This window comes from Asticcacaulis sp. DW145 (genome assembly GCF_037101385.1).
GTDB lineage: Bacteria > Pseudomonadota > Alphaproteobacteria > Caulobacterales > Caulobacteraceae > Asticcacaulis > Asticcacaulis currens.
Window position 1 is genome coordinate 2,244,315 of record NZ_AP029024.1, and the last position, 13,944, is coordinate 2,258,258.

General features: G+C 56.9%; 10 protein-coding genes. 6 read left to right on the forward strand and 4 right to left on the reverse strand.

Going from position 1 to position 13,944, the window contains the following annotated elements:
* The first annotated feature begins 93 nt into the window (after nucleotides 1-93).
* The 3 genes from AACH73_RS10310 (at nucleotide 94) to AACH73_RS10320 (ending at nucleotide 3,388) form a co-directional block, all read left to right on the forward strand.
* A complete protein-coding gene (locus tag AACH73_RS10310) occupies nucleotides 94-597 on the forward strand; it encodes a hypothetical protein (protein WP_338734831.1) in 504 nt (167 codons plus the stop codon).
* A gap of 3 nt (nucleotides 598-600) precedes the next feature.
* Nucleotides 601-2,232 (forward strand): secretion protein, encoded by a 1,632-nt coding sequence (locus AACH73_RS10315; RefSeq protein ID WP_338734832.1) that lies wholly within the window; start codon nucleotides 601-603, stop codon nucleotides 2,230-2,232.
* 109 nt (nucleotides 2,233-2,341) lie between these two features.
* The gene (locus AACH73_RS10320) at nucleotides 2,342-3,388 is read left to right on the forward strand and encodes a hypothetical protein (RefSeq protein WP_338734833.1); all 1,047 of its coding nucleotides are present in this window, start codon (nucleotides 2,342-2,344) and stop codon (nucleotides 3,386-3,388) included.
* A 631-nt stretch (nucleotides 3,389-4,019) separates the two neighbouring features.
* Here the strand turns inward: AACH73_RS10320 and AACH73_RS10325 are convergent.
* Both AACH73_RS10325 and AACH73_RS10330 read right to left on the reverse strand, forming a co-directional pair.
* Complete coding sequence (locus tag AACH73_RS10325) at nucleotides 4,020-4,868, reverse strand: DeoR/GlpR family DNA-binding transcription regulator (protein ID WP_338734834.1); 849 nt, start codon at nucleotides 4,866-4,868, stop codon at nucleotides 4,020-4,022.
* A gap of 149 nt (nucleotides 4,869-5,017) precedes the next feature.
* Nucleotides 5,018-6,535: an FGGY family carbohydrate kinase gene (locus AACH73_RS10330; protein WP_338734835.1), complete on the reverse strand. Its 1,518-nt coding sequence runs from the start codon at nucleotides 6,533-6,535 to the stop codon at nucleotides 5,018-5,020.
* 353 nt (nucleotides 6,536-6,888) lie between these two features.
* On the opposite strand from AACH73_RS10330, the gene rhaI reads away from it, so the two are divergent.
* Nucleotides 6,889-8,178 (forward strand): L-rhamnose catabolism isomerase, encoded by a 1,290-nt coding sequence (gene rhaI, locus AACH73_RS10335; protein WP_338734836.1) that lies wholly within the window; start codon nucleotides 6,889-6,891, stop codon nucleotides 8,176-8,178.
* Between the two features lie 39 nt (nucleotides 8,179-8,217).
* Nucleotides 8,218-8,961 carry a DUF1961 family protein gene (locus AACH73_RS10340; RefSeq protein ID WP_338734837.1) on the forward strand — a complete coding sequence of 248 codons (744 nt, stop codon included), beginning with the start codon at nucleotides 8,218-8,220 and terminating at the stop codon, nucleotides 8,959-8,961.
* A gap of 17 nt (nucleotides 8,962-8,978) precedes the next feature.
* On the opposite strand, the gene cutA is transcribed toward AACH73_RS10340, so the two are convergent.
* Nucleotides 8,979-9,314: a divalent-cation tolerance protein CutA gene (gene cutA / locus AACH73_RS10345; RefSeq protein WP_338734838.1), complete on the reverse strand. Its 336-nt coding sequence runs from the start codon at nucleotides 9,312-9,314 to the stop codon at nucleotides 8,979-8,981.
* 115 nt (nucleotides 9,315-9,429) lie between these two features.
* Between cutA and AACH73_RS10350 the strand changes: the two genes are divergently transcribed.
* On the forward strand, nucleotides 9,430-10,335 hold the full coding sequence (locus tag AACH73_RS10350) for a HEPN domain-containing protein (protein ID WP_338734839.1): 906 nt from the start codon (nucleotides 9,430-9,432) through the stop codon (nucleotides 10,333-10,335).
* 76 nt (nucleotides 10,336-10,411) lie between these two features.
* Here the strand turns inward: AACH73_RS10350 and AACH73_RS10355 are convergent, their stop codons facing one another.
* Entirely contained in the window at nucleotides 10,412-13,735 is a 3,324-nt protein-coding gene (locus tag AACH73_RS10355) for a DEAD/DEAH box helicase (RefSeq protein ID WP_338734840.1), read from the reverse strand.
* Between the last annotated feature and the right edge of the window lie 209 nt (nucleotides 13,736-13,944).

A 13,944-nucleotide genomic window follows, 5' to 3' on the forward strand; every position in this document is an offset into this window, starting at 1 on the left:
TTCTTAGGCTCGCAAACGCCTGCCAGCGGGACCGTCATGTCAGGAGGCGCCTCCCAGGTTAAAGCGTTTCTAAACGCAAGACAGAGCGGCATCGTGCGCCTGGCCACCTTCGCCGAAACAGAGATTCTGCTCCTGATTATCAACGGTCAACCGATTGATGCGCATGCAAGACAGAACGGTCTTTACATATCTAAAAGCCCTGGTTCTGCGCGCTCTGTTAAGGCGATTGCGCCCGTTGATTTCGGCCGTCTGCTTACGACTGCCGGCGGAACAGACAAGGGGGTGAACGGGACGGATAGGGCCAGAGACTTCAACAGCCTCTATGGGTCATTGACGTCGGTGCCCCTGGCACCACTGACCTGCCCCGCTGACTTTGCGCAAAAGTCGACGGAGGAAAAGGCACTGATCCGTCGCCAGATTCGCCAGCCTCATTATTCACGCTATGGCCCCTGTCTGATGCCGGATCAGCCACTCATCCGCCAGGCGTTCGCTGACGACCCGTTTTTTGACGCCTGGACTTTCACTCACGACGCTAACGATCGCTACCTCGGCCTGTCCTTGCCAGGCATTCGCGCTTTCTGGTCATTGGAGATCTAGAACATGACTCGCAACCTTTATGTAAATGCGTCTCTTCTAACGCTGGCCCTGCTGGGCTTAACGGCCTGCGCCAGTGTTCCGCAGAAGGTCGGCTCTGAAACACCTCAGGCATCGACATCCGTCGCCGCTGAGGCATTGCTGCGAGGGGATGTCGAACTGGCCCGCAAAGGCTTTGGCGATGCGGCGGCGAAGTCGCCATCAGATCCCGCGAGACAGACCCTTCTGGGCATGACCTACCAATCCAAGGCGAACGGCGATCCCGAACAGCTTGATCTTGCGATGGCAGGCTACGATCTCGCGCTTCGCAGTGGCCAGGATGCATTCTGGGCCGCAGCACTCGCCGGCAAGGCCGCATTTGACCGTGGTCAGTTTCAAAAGGCGCAGGGCTATTATGCGAAAGCCGTCATCCAGAGACCAGATGATGCCCGCGCCCTCTTAGGTCTTTCCATGAGCGCCTACATGGGCGGAGATCCCGCCCTGGCCGCGCTGAGTGCGCAGCAGGCTCTGACTTTATCATCTGATAAGGCTCTTACTGAGGCGGCCTTACGCATGGCGGCGTTGTCTAACAGCGCCAATGGAAAGAGCGAGGCCGCACGGGTTTATCAGCAACAGCTCGCCAGGACCGCACCCGAGGAGGGTCAGCGCGTTCTGGTCCGGATGACCGAGCTTGAACGCACGAGCCCGTCCGATGCGACCCAGCCCGAAGCCCCCGTTACTGAGGAGCGTTCGGCCGCTGCACCTGATCAGGTTTCCGTAGATGTGGCCATCATCCTCTCTCAGAATGCGCAGAGGGATTCCGTTGGCGTAAATCTTCTCGATGGTCTGCAGTTGCAGTATGGCCGGCAAGACCAGCAGAACCATGCCGGTAGTGATACCGGAGTGACCCGGACGATTACGGACACGATCACCCTGCCGCAACTCACCTATAATCTCAATCTTTTCAACCGGTTTGGCCAGTACTACCAGGTGGTCGCCCGCCCCATGCTCACCGCCTATCGAGGTGAGCCTTCAGACTTTTTCGTGGGCCGCTCAACCAAGGTCGCGGTTAAGGGCGTGAACTTCTCCCAGCTTGAAAACATAGATATTGGCACGCAGGTTAAGGTCACGCCGGTTGAGATAACGAACGATCGCACGCGCCTTCGCATTGAGGTCACCCGCTCCTTCTTGTCGGGTGAGCCGGCCGGAAACTTCAACGAGGCGCTCAATACCTGGCGCCAGACGGTCTCCACAACCGTGGAGGTTCGCTTCGGCACGACCCTGATCCTTTCAGGTCTGTCAGAGAGTGTGAGAGACAGTTCGGTTACGAAGACACCCGTGATCGGTGATGCGCCTCTTATAGGTTCGGGCTTTAACCGTCGCGTGACCAATAACCGCCGTGACGCCGTGCTGGTCCTCGTCACCCCATCGCCGGCCCGCGCCATTGAGAGCCGCAGCTGGAGCCGTCAGGTCGATGTGGAGCGGCTGATCAAGCTTTGGGGAACAACCATCGCGCCGGGGTCTGACCTTGAGGCGATTACCGAAAACCTGTCGCACTCCCGTTTGTTTGGCCGGGCAAGACAAGCCGATGCCCCCTTAACCTGGCCCAATCTTCCCCATGATCAAGGTGAGATCCTGAAGGCGCTGATCTTACCCTGAACTCAGGGTTCATCCGCCCGCCTCTAACACCGGATTACCAACCCCGTAAGGCATGCTTCGGCATGAATGGCGAAGCCATGCCTGACCTTCTACTTTGAGGAATTCACCCATGCCGTTTTTCAAGCCAGAATACCTGCTACCTACCGCTGCATTCCTTTGCCTGACCGGCGAGGCCCTTGCTCAATGTCCATCCACGCGATTTGCAGAACGTTCGGTGCCCGGCACGCCTCTTCTTCCGGCGGTCACGCGCATCGAGATTGAGAATCCATCGGCACCGTCAAAGCCATACCCGGCGATACCCGGAAGTCCTGTCGATCGGGCACAAACCACAGGCGGGGTTGTTGGGAAGTCGAGTCTGACGCTCATTGTGACCTTATCGAGCGACGTGGCGAGTGGGTGCGAGCTACCGTTTTCCGTCTATGACGATGCCGGCCCGACGATAAATCACCGTCAGATCGCTTCAGACGCGGTCTTTCCGGCATTCTACGTTAATACACGGCCCTACTTGCGCGTGATCGCGAATGGAAGCAATCAGGTGCGTCTGACCCTACCGGTAGCGATCCGACTGGGGACAAGCCACATCCACCGGCATCGTTTGGGATTAAGCACGCCCTATAGCAATCAGACGCCTGAAACACCGGTACCCTTCGAGTTTCAAAACAACCCTGTACGGATCGCCTCAATCTATCGCGTAGGCGCCAACACCGGCCCGGCTCAACCGGGTGAGCGCGTTGAAATTGCCGTAAAGACCGTCGAACCGATTGATCCGGCTTCAAGCGACTATACCGTATTCAAGACCAACGGCGACCCAAGGAGTAACGCCTTAAAGGTTCGCTACAGCCTGTCTCCAACAAACCTGGCTCAGTTCCCATCGCTGACTAACGGCTCTGTCGCTGCCTTCGCACCAAACTTTGCCGACGGCAGTAGTCGTCTGCCGATCATCATCAGCACCCCCACCCCGGCAAACCTCACCCTGAAGTCAACGACAAATCTCGCGCAGATCCCAAGAGTGCCGACGAGGCCGCAATTGAATACCAGGCCCGCCGCACCAGCCGCAACTGATGCGCCCCAAAGCCTGGTGGTGAGCGCTCAGCTCTATACCGAAAGCACGAGCGAAGGCGGAGAAACGCTCTCACTGGAAATCCCACTGAATTAAGCCTCAGGGCTTCACTCTGAACGAAATCTCTCCCCGTCAGCGCTCCACTGTCCGGTTTAAGGCCCTGCCTTTCCAGGCTGTACGCCAGGGGCAATCATTCGAAGTTGCTCTGACGAGTGCAGAAGCCTCGAATTGTTTCGAACAGAGCCGCATTCAGACCACACCACCCGCTGGGGCCACCTCGTTCGATGTTGACTTTAAATACACCGAAGCAACGGGCTGCGTGGGTAAAAGCGTGAGCTTCGTGGCAACGGCGGTGGGCTACAGCGCATTAGAGGCCACCGCTACCTTTACAATCCCCCCTCTGGAGGCAACTCGCAACCTTCAGCCCCTCTCTGCCGTAACCAAGGCTCGCAACAGTATCCTCAACCCGAACTAAGAGCATAGAGGCCCTGGCACTCATCGGTGTCAGGGCGCCCTCATAGACGCAGCCAAAGGCAGGTGGTTTATATTATCCGCGTTCTGATGATTTTATGGATCGCCATCGCCCCGGCCGTCCGCTAAGGCGATATTCTGCCGAACTTAGGAGTCCAGGCGGCGTAAGAAATCACGAAGTGCTAGGTTTCAACGCGCTCGGTTCAGGTAGAGGGACAGAGCTTAGAATTGCAAATCCGGCTTCGACAGCGAAGGACTAAACGACCTCTGACGCTTTGCGATCCTCAGTCGTAACCTGTGCTAGGCGCACTTCGATGCCTGCGTGCTCAAGCCATTCGCGGGCCGTGTCAGAGATTCCCTCATCGGTAATCACCACATCAATAGCGGTTAGGGGGCATACGGACAATGATGCTGGTGCATCAAATTTGGAGGAGTCGGCGAGCACAATCACCTGATCCGTGCGCTCCATCAGGCGGCGCTCAGACTGCACGAGCAGCGTGTCAGACTGCATGAGGCCGTTACGCGTCAGGGCCTGACAACCGATGAACATCTTGGCAGCTGAGAAATTCTGCAGCATGCCGTCTTCATAGGGGTTCAGAATGATGCGCTGTTCGCGGAAAAGCTCACCACCAGGCAGGGTGACCTTCACTTTGGAGCGATCAAGCAGACACTGCAGAATGGGGATGGAGGTCGTGAGCACATGGTAGGGCTCATTGGCCATCATATTGGCCATCGTATACGTGGTTGAGCCGCCATCGATAATCATCGAGATGCCAGGCTTTAAGAAATCGAGCGCCGCGCGTGCAATAGCGCGCTTAACCGGCGCATTGACGATGGTCGAGGCCAGAAAGCTTGATTGCCCCGTCAGGCTTGCCGCCTGAAACTCAGGCGTTTTGGGTTCGGCCTTATTGGTAAAGTGCTTGCCCTCAATGCGCATCGCCCCACCGCGAACACGCAACAAATGACCGAGTTCATGCAGCTCATTCAGATCGCGCCGAATGGTGGCCGGCGAAACCTCAAGACGTGCCGTAAGCTCATCGACCGAGGTGACACGGTCGGGATTAAGTTCGTCGATGATGAGCTTCCAACGGTCCTGGAGGTGCATATAAATCCGCCCTGTGTGCCTGCGCGATAATCCTGATACGTGCCACGGGTTCACGCCCTTCGCGCATCATGATCGAACATGATTGATTCTTATAGGGTGCATTCCACATACTGGGAAGCACCTTTTTTGGGTATGCCCGTGCGACAAAATCAGTCGTTTTCCATCGCCTTTAGCCAGGCCTCGCGATAGGCTCTGATCTCGCTGACGCGTTGCGGCTCCACAGGGCGGTAAGAGGGGACTGGAGGTTGGTGCTCGGTGAAAAACGCCATGGCACCGGCCCCTCGCGTCACACCTGATGAGGTTTCGCAGACGAGCACAGGTCCGTCGCGCATAGCGGCAAGAAGCGCACAAAACGCCTCGTTGTGGGCAGCCGGCCCTTCGATCAGAAGCGGGCGATCAGACGGCGCGATCATATCAAGTGAGGTGGCCGCAATGAGGGCGACGTAGATGAGGCCAAGGGCCGCGCGTGTTTGGGGCGTGTCTGTTTCAAGACCTACGATTTCGCCGCGCCGCCCTGGGAAGGGACCACCGGCGTCAACGAAACTCGGCAATGCCATGGCCCCGGATCGGATAACCTCTGCCACGGTCTCAAGCGTGACGGGGACGTCGACGTGACCATTGGTTATAAGTTCAAGCGCCCGCCCCCCCATAAAGCGGGCGCAGGGCACCGCCCGGCCATAGACATCAATGTTCACCAGGCAATCGCGGTCAGGGCGTAAGCTCTCTGACACGGCGGCCGGCGTAATGCCCGGGGCCATGGCGACGTACCAGGTGCCAGTCGTCAGAATGACGGGCAAAACCGCCGTCTCGTCATGCTGGTGACGGGCAATGACGAGCGCCAGGGCGGCGTTAGAGTCATGAAGCCCCACATGGACCTGGCAGTCTGCAGGAAGGCCGGCCGCCTCAGCAATTTCTGGCCGCAAGGGTCCCGCCTTCTCCCACGCCGAGCGCAGAGGGGCAAAACGCTCCGCCCATCCTTCTGAGACTGCGAGACTGGAAAAGGTGCCTTTGGCGGGATTCCACAGATCCGTGTGACATCCGAGCGATGTCACCTCCGAACAGAGGACACCCGATAGGCGCCAGGTCCAGTACTGGGCATAGGTCAGGATGTGGCGCACCCGCTCGAAAAACTTAGGGTCACGGCGTGCATGCCAGAAGATTTGGGCGCCAAGGTTTAGGCCATTGGGCAAAAGAGGCGACAGCGTCTCTTCAAAGGCCGGTCGCACACGCTCATATGCGCGTTCATAAGGCAGAGGGATCGAGGCCTCATAATCCTGAATGGGTTGCAGAAGCGCTTCTTCCGCACTCAGAAAAGCGCAGGCCGCACCGTGAGCGACCGGCATGATGCTTCGGATATGATAGGTCTGTGATAAGCGCCTTAGTTCACTCAGAAACCACATGAACAGTGCATCGACATCGAACGCCGCGTAAAGGCGCGTATGCAGATGGGGGATGCCCAACGCAGAGCGGCTGAGGATTTGCCCCTCCTGATCGATTACACTGACCTTGGCGTTTGTCTTGCCGACATCAAGGACAACGCAGACCCCGTCCGGGCTCGCCTGCGTCCTCAGGGATGAAGGCGTGCGATCCTCATGGGTGCGCTGAGGCGAAGGTGTGGCTTCCCCGTCGTTTGCGCCTCGAGGCACGTCTTTCAGAGTCCGCTCCACATCCACTCCCACCGTCGGCCGCATCACCTAAGCGGTTCGATAAAAGCAAACCGTGCCCAAACCGAACCGATGCCGATCATTATTGATCGAAAATAAGCGGCAAAGATTGATACCGGCCGCATTTTCCGTTAGACTGAAAACATAAAGGAAAAGTGTGGTCTCGCACACTAAAAACAAGGGCGGACGCTTTCAGCGGGCGCGGATGATCCGATCGTTGTGGCTTTGTCACAGGCGCGCCGTCTCCGGCGCCACGGCCTGTTGAGTTGACTTTGCCCTGAAGGTAACTCTAACTGGAGGTCCCCGTGCTGAAGGAATGGACACCCCGAATGGGTTATGTCGCCGTCAAAAAGACTATGTCTGCCATACCGCAGGACATCATCGACCAGGAAAACGCGAAGCTTATGGCCGCGCACCAGGCCGATTATGATGCGCTTGGGGTGAGGCTTGCGCGTGTCGGCATAGATATCGAGCATATTGTCGACCGGCTGATGACGCTTGAGGTCGGGATACCAAGCTGGGGCATGGTCTCCGGGGGGACGCGCTTTGCGCGTTTTCCTATGCCAGGTGAACCGACCCATATTCTGGAAAAGATTGAAGACTGTGCCGCCGTTCATCAGGTGAGTGGCCTCACACCTCGCATTTCGTTGCATTTTCCGTGGGACAAGGCCAACGATATCGATGAGGTTCGCGATTACGCGCACGCACACGGCATGGGCTTTGACGCCGTCAATTCCAATACCTTTCAGGATCAGCCCGGACAGCGCCTTTCTTATAAGTACGGCTCTCTTACCCACTCCGACCCGGCGACGCGGGCACAGGCGATTGAACATAATCTCGAGTGCATCGAGATAGGCGATCGCCTCGGTGCTAAGGGTCTTACCGTGTGGATTGGCGATGGATCAAATTTTGCCGGTCAAAATGAATTTGCCGACACGCTTGATCGCTATCTTGAGAGCATGAAGTCGATCTATGCGGCCCTGCCGCACGACTGGCGTCTGTTTATCGAGCATAAGCTCTATGAGCCGGCCTTCTACGCGACGGTCATTCAGGATTGGGGGACGTCTATCCTGTGCGCCCAGCAACTTGGGCCCAAGGCCCAGTGCCTGGTTGATCTCGGCCACCACGCACCGAGCGTAAACATCGAACTGATCGTTGCGCGGCTTGCACAGTTTGGGAAGCTGGGCGGGTTTCACTTCAATGATTCCAAGTATGGCGACGACGACCTCGACGCAGGCTCCCTAAACCCCTTCCAGCTCTTTTTGATTTTCAATGAGCTCGTCTATGCCGAGACGCGCGCCAGGGGTCAGTTTAATCCGGCCTATATGATGGACCAGTCGCACAATGTGACAGACCCCATCGAAAGCCTCCTGAATTCGGCCCGTGCCATCGCCGGCGCCTATGTCAAAGCGCTGATTGTCGACCGCAAGGCGCTCAGAGAGTATCAGAGCAGCAATGACGTCATGATGGCGCATCATTGCCTGCGCATGGCCTATGAGACCGACGTGCGCCCGGCGCTCGCCATGGCACGTCTTCGTAAGGGCGGCGCGATTGATCCGATGATGACGTTCCGCGCGAGCGGTTACCGCGGGCAGAAGGCCAGGGTTCGTAAATCCCGGCCGGCCATCGGCGGCGGAATAATCTGATCCGCCCGTTCAAAGTCTGAACTGAGCACAGGACCCATCATGACCCTTTCGCGACGCCAGTGGCTTGCCACGAGCCTTTCGGCCTGCGCCCTGCCCTCAGGCCTGTTTGCCGCTGAGGCGGAAGATGTGATTTATCAAAATCCTCTGCGCTCTGAGGCTGATGTCGCCCGCTTTAAGATGGAGGGGGACGCAAAGGTCGCCTTTCCCAACAATCGGATGCAATTGAGCGCGCTCAGGGACGCGGCCGAGGGGCAGGCATCGAACTTCGTTTATTGGTGCCCAGAGGTCTTCCCTGACCATGTTGAGATCAGCTGGAACTTCTGGCCGCTCAGGGAGCCTGGGCTGTGCATCCTCTTTTTTGCCGCACAAGGCCTCAACGGCGAGCATGTTTTATCACCAACCCTCAAGCCGCGGGCGGGCATCTACGACCAGTACACAAAGAGCGATATTGAGGCCCTTCAAATCTCGTATTACAGGCGCCGATGGGAAGAGGAGCGTGCCTTTCACCTGGCAAACCTTCGCTATGCGCCCGGTTTTGAACTTCTCGCCCAAGGGGCAGACCCCCTTCCCGATGTCGAAGATGCAAGACCGCCTTACCGTATCAGGATCCGAAAATCCGCGGCGTCAGTGGCCTTTACGATCAATGATCTTCCGGTGGTGTCCTGGACCGGCGCATCAAAGCGCAAGTGGCCCGGAAAAGGCAGCGTTGGGTTTCGTCAGATGGCGCCACTTATAGCGGAATATGCTGACCTGGAAGTAAGACGACTTGCGCCTTTACGCTGAATGAAGGGCGAGTAAGCCTACTCTTCGTATATGTCGTCTTCGGGGAGGACGCTGCGAAACCATTCAGCATATTCTGCGTTTACAAACTCGATGCATGTAGCGACGATTTCCGGCACCTCGTAACTATGGAGCGCCTTGACCGAGGCTTCCAGCGCGTCGAGCTTGCTTTCGAGCGTCTTGGCGACGAGCAGGACTTCATCGGCCTCCTCGAGCTTCTCCTGCCAGATATAGAAGGAGCGGATTGGGTGCACCTGAACACAGGCCGCCAGGCGGTCTTCAACCAGCCGGCGCGCCACGCGCTCGGCCTCTTCCAGGTTGGCACAACTTATGGATACGGTGAATAGTGAGGTCATTGGACCATACTACACCTTTACGTGCGTTTGATAAAGACCACACGCATGTGACTTCAAGACCATTGCAGCCGGAGTCCGGGACACATATAGATAGAGAACACTTCTGGAACGAACCATGCTGCCCGACGCCCTCGATCACCTGCCAGATTCCAAACGCCGCGAGCTTGAGCACGTGGTGAAGGTGCTTTTCGACAGCTTTGAGGGCGCCACTCAGACCAAACTGTCTGAAAAGCGCAAAAGCGGCCGCATCCTCAAGCTCATCCTTTTCGGATCCTATGCGCGGGGGGACTGGGTCGAGGATCATTTGTCAGGCTATCGCTCGGACTACGATCTTTTGGTGGTCGTCAACACCCAGGAATTTACCGATCTTCAGGAATACTGGAGTGAGGCGGATGACCGCTTTACCCGCGAATACACGCTCACTCATGAGCTTAAGACGCCCGTGAGCTTTATCGTTCACAGCCTTGCCGACGTGAACGATCAGCTCGCCCGCGGTCGTCCCTTCTTCTCCGACATCGTCAAAGACGGCGTTATGCTCTACGAGGCCGAGGGCCATCCGCTGGCAAAGACCATCCCGCTGAAACCAGAGTTGGCCCAGACTGAGGCTCAGGGTTACTTTTCGCAATGGATGGATCGGGCGTCTTACAATCTTACGTTAGCTGGCTACAGCATTGCAGATGCACAGTGGAATCATGCCGCGTTTAATCTGCACCAGACGGCAGAGGCATTGTACCACTGTATGCTTCTAACGCTCACGCTTTACAGCCCAAAGTCTCATCGATTGACCTTCCTCCGGTCACAAGCCGAAGGTCTCGATCAAACCCTTCGAACTGTCTGGCCGGAGAATGACAGGTTTGCCCGGCGCTGCTTTGCGAAGTTACAGCGCGCCTATGTCGAGGCCCGGTATTCGGCCGAATACCAAATTGACCTTGCCGAGCTCACCTGGCTTAAAGATCGGATCGAAACCCTAAAAGGGGTTGTGAAAGCCATCTGCGAGAAGAAGGTAGAGATACGGGCGTAAGGGCACGACCGCATATAATCGCCCTGCCCCCTCGGGCACAGGATCAAAGGTACTGTTCATTGCTCAGGCGGTCGCCTCAGGCAAACAAGGTCTCGATATCGTCGTCTGATAGGAGTTCAACAACGTCGGCGGCTTCATCAAACAGCGCGTTAGAAAGCGCGCGCTTACGGGCCTTCATATCATCCATCTTGTCTTCAATCGTGCCTTCCGCACAAAGTCTGTAGACGAAGACGGGCTTGTCCTGACCGATCCGGTAGGCCCGATCGATCGCCTGAGCCTCAACCGCCGGGTTCCACCACGGATCATAGAGGATGACCGTATCGGCAGCCGTGAGATTAAGACCGGTACCACCGGCCTTAAGGCTGATGAGAAAGATAGGACTGTCACCTGACTGGAATGCGTCAACCTCTCTCTTTCGATCTTGAGTCTTGCCGGTAAGCATACCGAATTTCAGACTGGCTTTTGAAAGGCGCGCTGCAATCAGGTCGAGCATGCTCGTAAACTGCGAGAAGATGATAATACGGCGCCCCTCTTCGACGAGCTCCATTACCATATCCATCAGGCGCTCAAGCTTTGCCGATGGCGCATCTTCGCTTCCCGCCACTTTCAGCAAAGAGGGATCACAGCAGACCTGGCGGAGTTTCAGCAAAGCATCGAGCACAATGATATGGCTCTTCGCGAGGCCGCGTTCAGAAATAGCTTTCCGCACCTGCTTGTGAAGGCTGAGGCGCACGGTGTCATAGAGGTCGCGCTGTTTGCCCGTAAGCACGATCCGCTCCACGATTTCTGATTTGGGTGGCAACTCTTTGGCGACATCAAGCTTTGTTCGCCGCAAAAGAAACGGCCGGACACGGCGAACGAGGAGCCTTTTCACTTCGTCGTTTCGCCCTTTTTCTATGGGCGTGCGAAACTCCCGCGTAAAGCGCGAGGCGTCACCGAGAAAAGCCGGATTAACGAAATCCATTAACGACCAGAGTTCACCCAGATGGTTCTCCATCGGGGTGCCGCTGAGACAAAAACGATGAGGCGCCTCAAGTGCTCTGATATGACGCGTGGTGGCTGCATTCGCATTCTTAATCGCCTGAGCTTCGTCCAGGATGACCGCATACCACAGCCTCGTTGTCAGCCATTCGTGGTCTCGGACGACAAGGGGATAGGTGGTTATGACGACATCGCTTTGAGAGGCCTGATCAAGCAGTTCCTGGCGGGCCTTGCCGTGTAAAACCGTAATGGACAGGTCAGGGGCAAAGCGTGCCGCCTCTGCCGTCCAGTTGGCCACAAGGCTCGTCGGCATGATGATGAGGGCCGGCCGCGTGAGCCGGCCTTTTGCCTTTTCACGGGTCAAAAAGGCCAGGACCTGGATGGTCTTCCCTAGGCCCATATCATCGGCAAGGATGCCCCCAAGTCCTGCTTCACGCAGGGCATTTAACCAAGCAACCCCCGTTTCCTGGTACGGTCGCAAGCTGGCCTTAAACGTGTCCGGCAGGCTTAAGGCTCTAAGTGTCGAAGGCTCAGACAGGGCACGATAGGAGGCTTTCGCGGCTTGAACGACGCTTTGAGCGGGCGCCCTATCTGATCCCAGATCGAGAAAAAGGCTTGCGGCCTTTGCCAGTCTGAGTTTCCCGTCTTTTGCCAGTTCGAAGGCGCCCAGACGCAGCTCGTGTAACGACAGGATAAGGGGCAACAACCGGCTGACAGCCACACTGAAGTAACGACCCGCCGCATTTTTGAAATAGATGGGCTCATTACCCTCTGAGAGGGCCTTCAGGTCTTCGATGCGGAAGGCGGGATTTTTGATGAGGTCGGCAAGCAGGGGTGCCAGATCAACCTTTTCTCCGTCGACGTCGATGCCCGCGTGAAGCTCAAGCCAGTCAATGCCCGATCCCTCGGTAAGACCAATGGAGAGGTCACCACGCGACGTCGCAAGCTGGTACGGAAAATCCTCATCGAAGCGGATATCGATATCGAGCTTTTTGAGTTTCGGCAGATCGAAATCCAGAAAACGCAGCCAGTCATCCGCTGTGATGAAGCCATAATGGGCATCAAAGCTTGCGTTGAGCTCTGGATAGAGGTCAGGTGCGAGGTCCACACCGGTGGCTTCCACGGCCTCTATCAGGGCCGTTTCTAATTCCCGATAGCGCTTCGCACGAAAAAACCGCCCGTCCTTTACAATCTCAAGGGTGTTGGCGGGATCAAACTTCAGGCTTCGCCAGGCCCTGATGATCTCTCCATACTGAAATGAAATTTCCAGAAGCGGGATATTGTCAGCCCACGGAATGGGGCTCCATCCCCTTGATTTCAGTTTGGTCGTTGTGAAATGAAACCTCGCTTTAGGCGGGGCATCGGTTTCAACCGGCTCTAAAGGCGGTTGCGGTACCAATGTCAGGGCCTGAGGCAGCACCTTGTGAAGCGCTTCGGTAACAAGCGCCGCATGTTCGGGTTTGAGCGGCGGCGCGCTGAGAAAGGCCCTTGCCTGCGCCGGATTAAGCGGCAAATCGATGCGCCCAACCAGTGCATTTTCGATATCAACATAGATCGGCGGCTCCGCATCAAACGCCAGCGCCTGATCGACATGAAGCCTCGGGTGCAGGTGCTTATCGGAGGCACTAAGCTCCCAGTCGATGCTTCCCGTGCGTGGTTCGCCTATCGCAAGGGCCGGGCCTGGCGTCTCCCAGAAAAGCCGACCTGTCTCCACGAGCCGCAGCAAAACGGCAAGGTCGGGCACCTTTAACGAAAGCGTTGAGTAGGCATAGGTATGGCTGTGGGTGGCCTGATTAAGCGTCTCATAAAGCCTGACGTCGGATTCCAGTATGTAGGCGGGTCGGCGCCAGTTGGCCGCGCGGTCAAAATTGGCCCGCTCGAGCCGAGTTGAAAACGCGCCGAACTTGTTCAAACGCGCGGACTTAATGGAGACCCTCAGTTCCGGTGTCCTGACATTGCCGCCGTGTGCCGCCAGGAGATAGACGACCCGCTGGTTGACATTCTCCGGATAAGTATCGGGGGAATCGAGGCTCGCGAGTTTTTCAATCCACTGCTTGGCAGCAAAGGGAAGGGATTCCGCCTCGATACGGCGTGCCTCCTCGACGTCCGCGTCGATGAGGGCCTCGCCCTCTTTTGTCAGGAAGAACTCAACGACGGCGGCCACAGCGTGTTTGCAGGTATAGTGGACCGGGCACGTGCATTCTGAGTTAAAGACGGGGGGCTGCGCCCTAAATCCACGCAGGTTGACTTCAACCTGATAGGTGCTCTGCCCGGAGCCTCGCACACGCGCCAGAAGCCAGTCACCTTGTACCTTCGTTGTAATGACGTGCCCCAGAAGCCGGTAGCTCAATCCGCGCTTATAGGTCTGAGATCCGACGGTTCGCGTCATAACTGAGAAGGCTACATTTTTTAGCGACATTCACGACTCCGGACGTTGAACTCAGAATAAGTGTCTTTTGACAAATCTTTGGTTCCTCGGAGTTGGTCGCCGAACGCGGGTGTCTGACGAAACCAATGAAGGGGGTCAATATAAGAATCAAACGTGGATAGAGAACCGCGATATAATTTTTTAACAAGAAGACAATAAGGTGACGCTGACGGCTGGGGGGAAGCCTCTGGACGCCTTAT

Bases quoted from the DNA above. Each gene is read 5' to 3' on its own strand.
- AACH73_RS10340 (WP_338734837.1), top strand. From the start codon at position 8,218: ATGACCCTTTCGCGACGCCAGTGGCTTGCCACGAGCCTTTCGGCCTGC.
- rhaI (WP_338734836.1), top strand. From the start codon at position 6,889: ATGTCTGCCATACCGCAGGACATCATCGACCAGGAAAACGCGAAGCTT.
- AACH73_RS10320 (WP_338734833.1), top strand. From the start codon at position 2,342: ATGCCGTTTTTCAAGCCAGAATACCTGCTACCTACCGCTGCATTCCTT.
- AACH73_RS10350 (WP_338734839.1), top strand. From the start codon at position 9,430: ATGCTGCCCGACGCCCTCGATCACCTGCCAGATTCCAAACGCCGCGAG.
- AACH73_RS10325 (WP_338734834.1), bottom strand. From the start codon at position 4,868: ATGCACCTCCAGGACCGTTGGAAGCTCATCATCGACGAACTTAATCCC.
- AACH73_RS10355 (WP_338734840.1), bottom strand. From the start codon at position 13,735: ATGTCGCTAAAAAATGTAGCCTTCTCAGTTATGACGCGAACCGTCGGA.
- AACH73_RS10315 (WP_338734832.1), top strand. From the start codon at position 601: ATGACTCGCAACCTTTATGTAAATGCGTCTCTTCTAACGCTGGCCCTG.
- cutA (WP_338734838.1), bottom strand. From the start codon at position 9,314: ATGACCTCACTATTCACCGTATCCATAAGTTGTGCCAACCTGGAAGAG.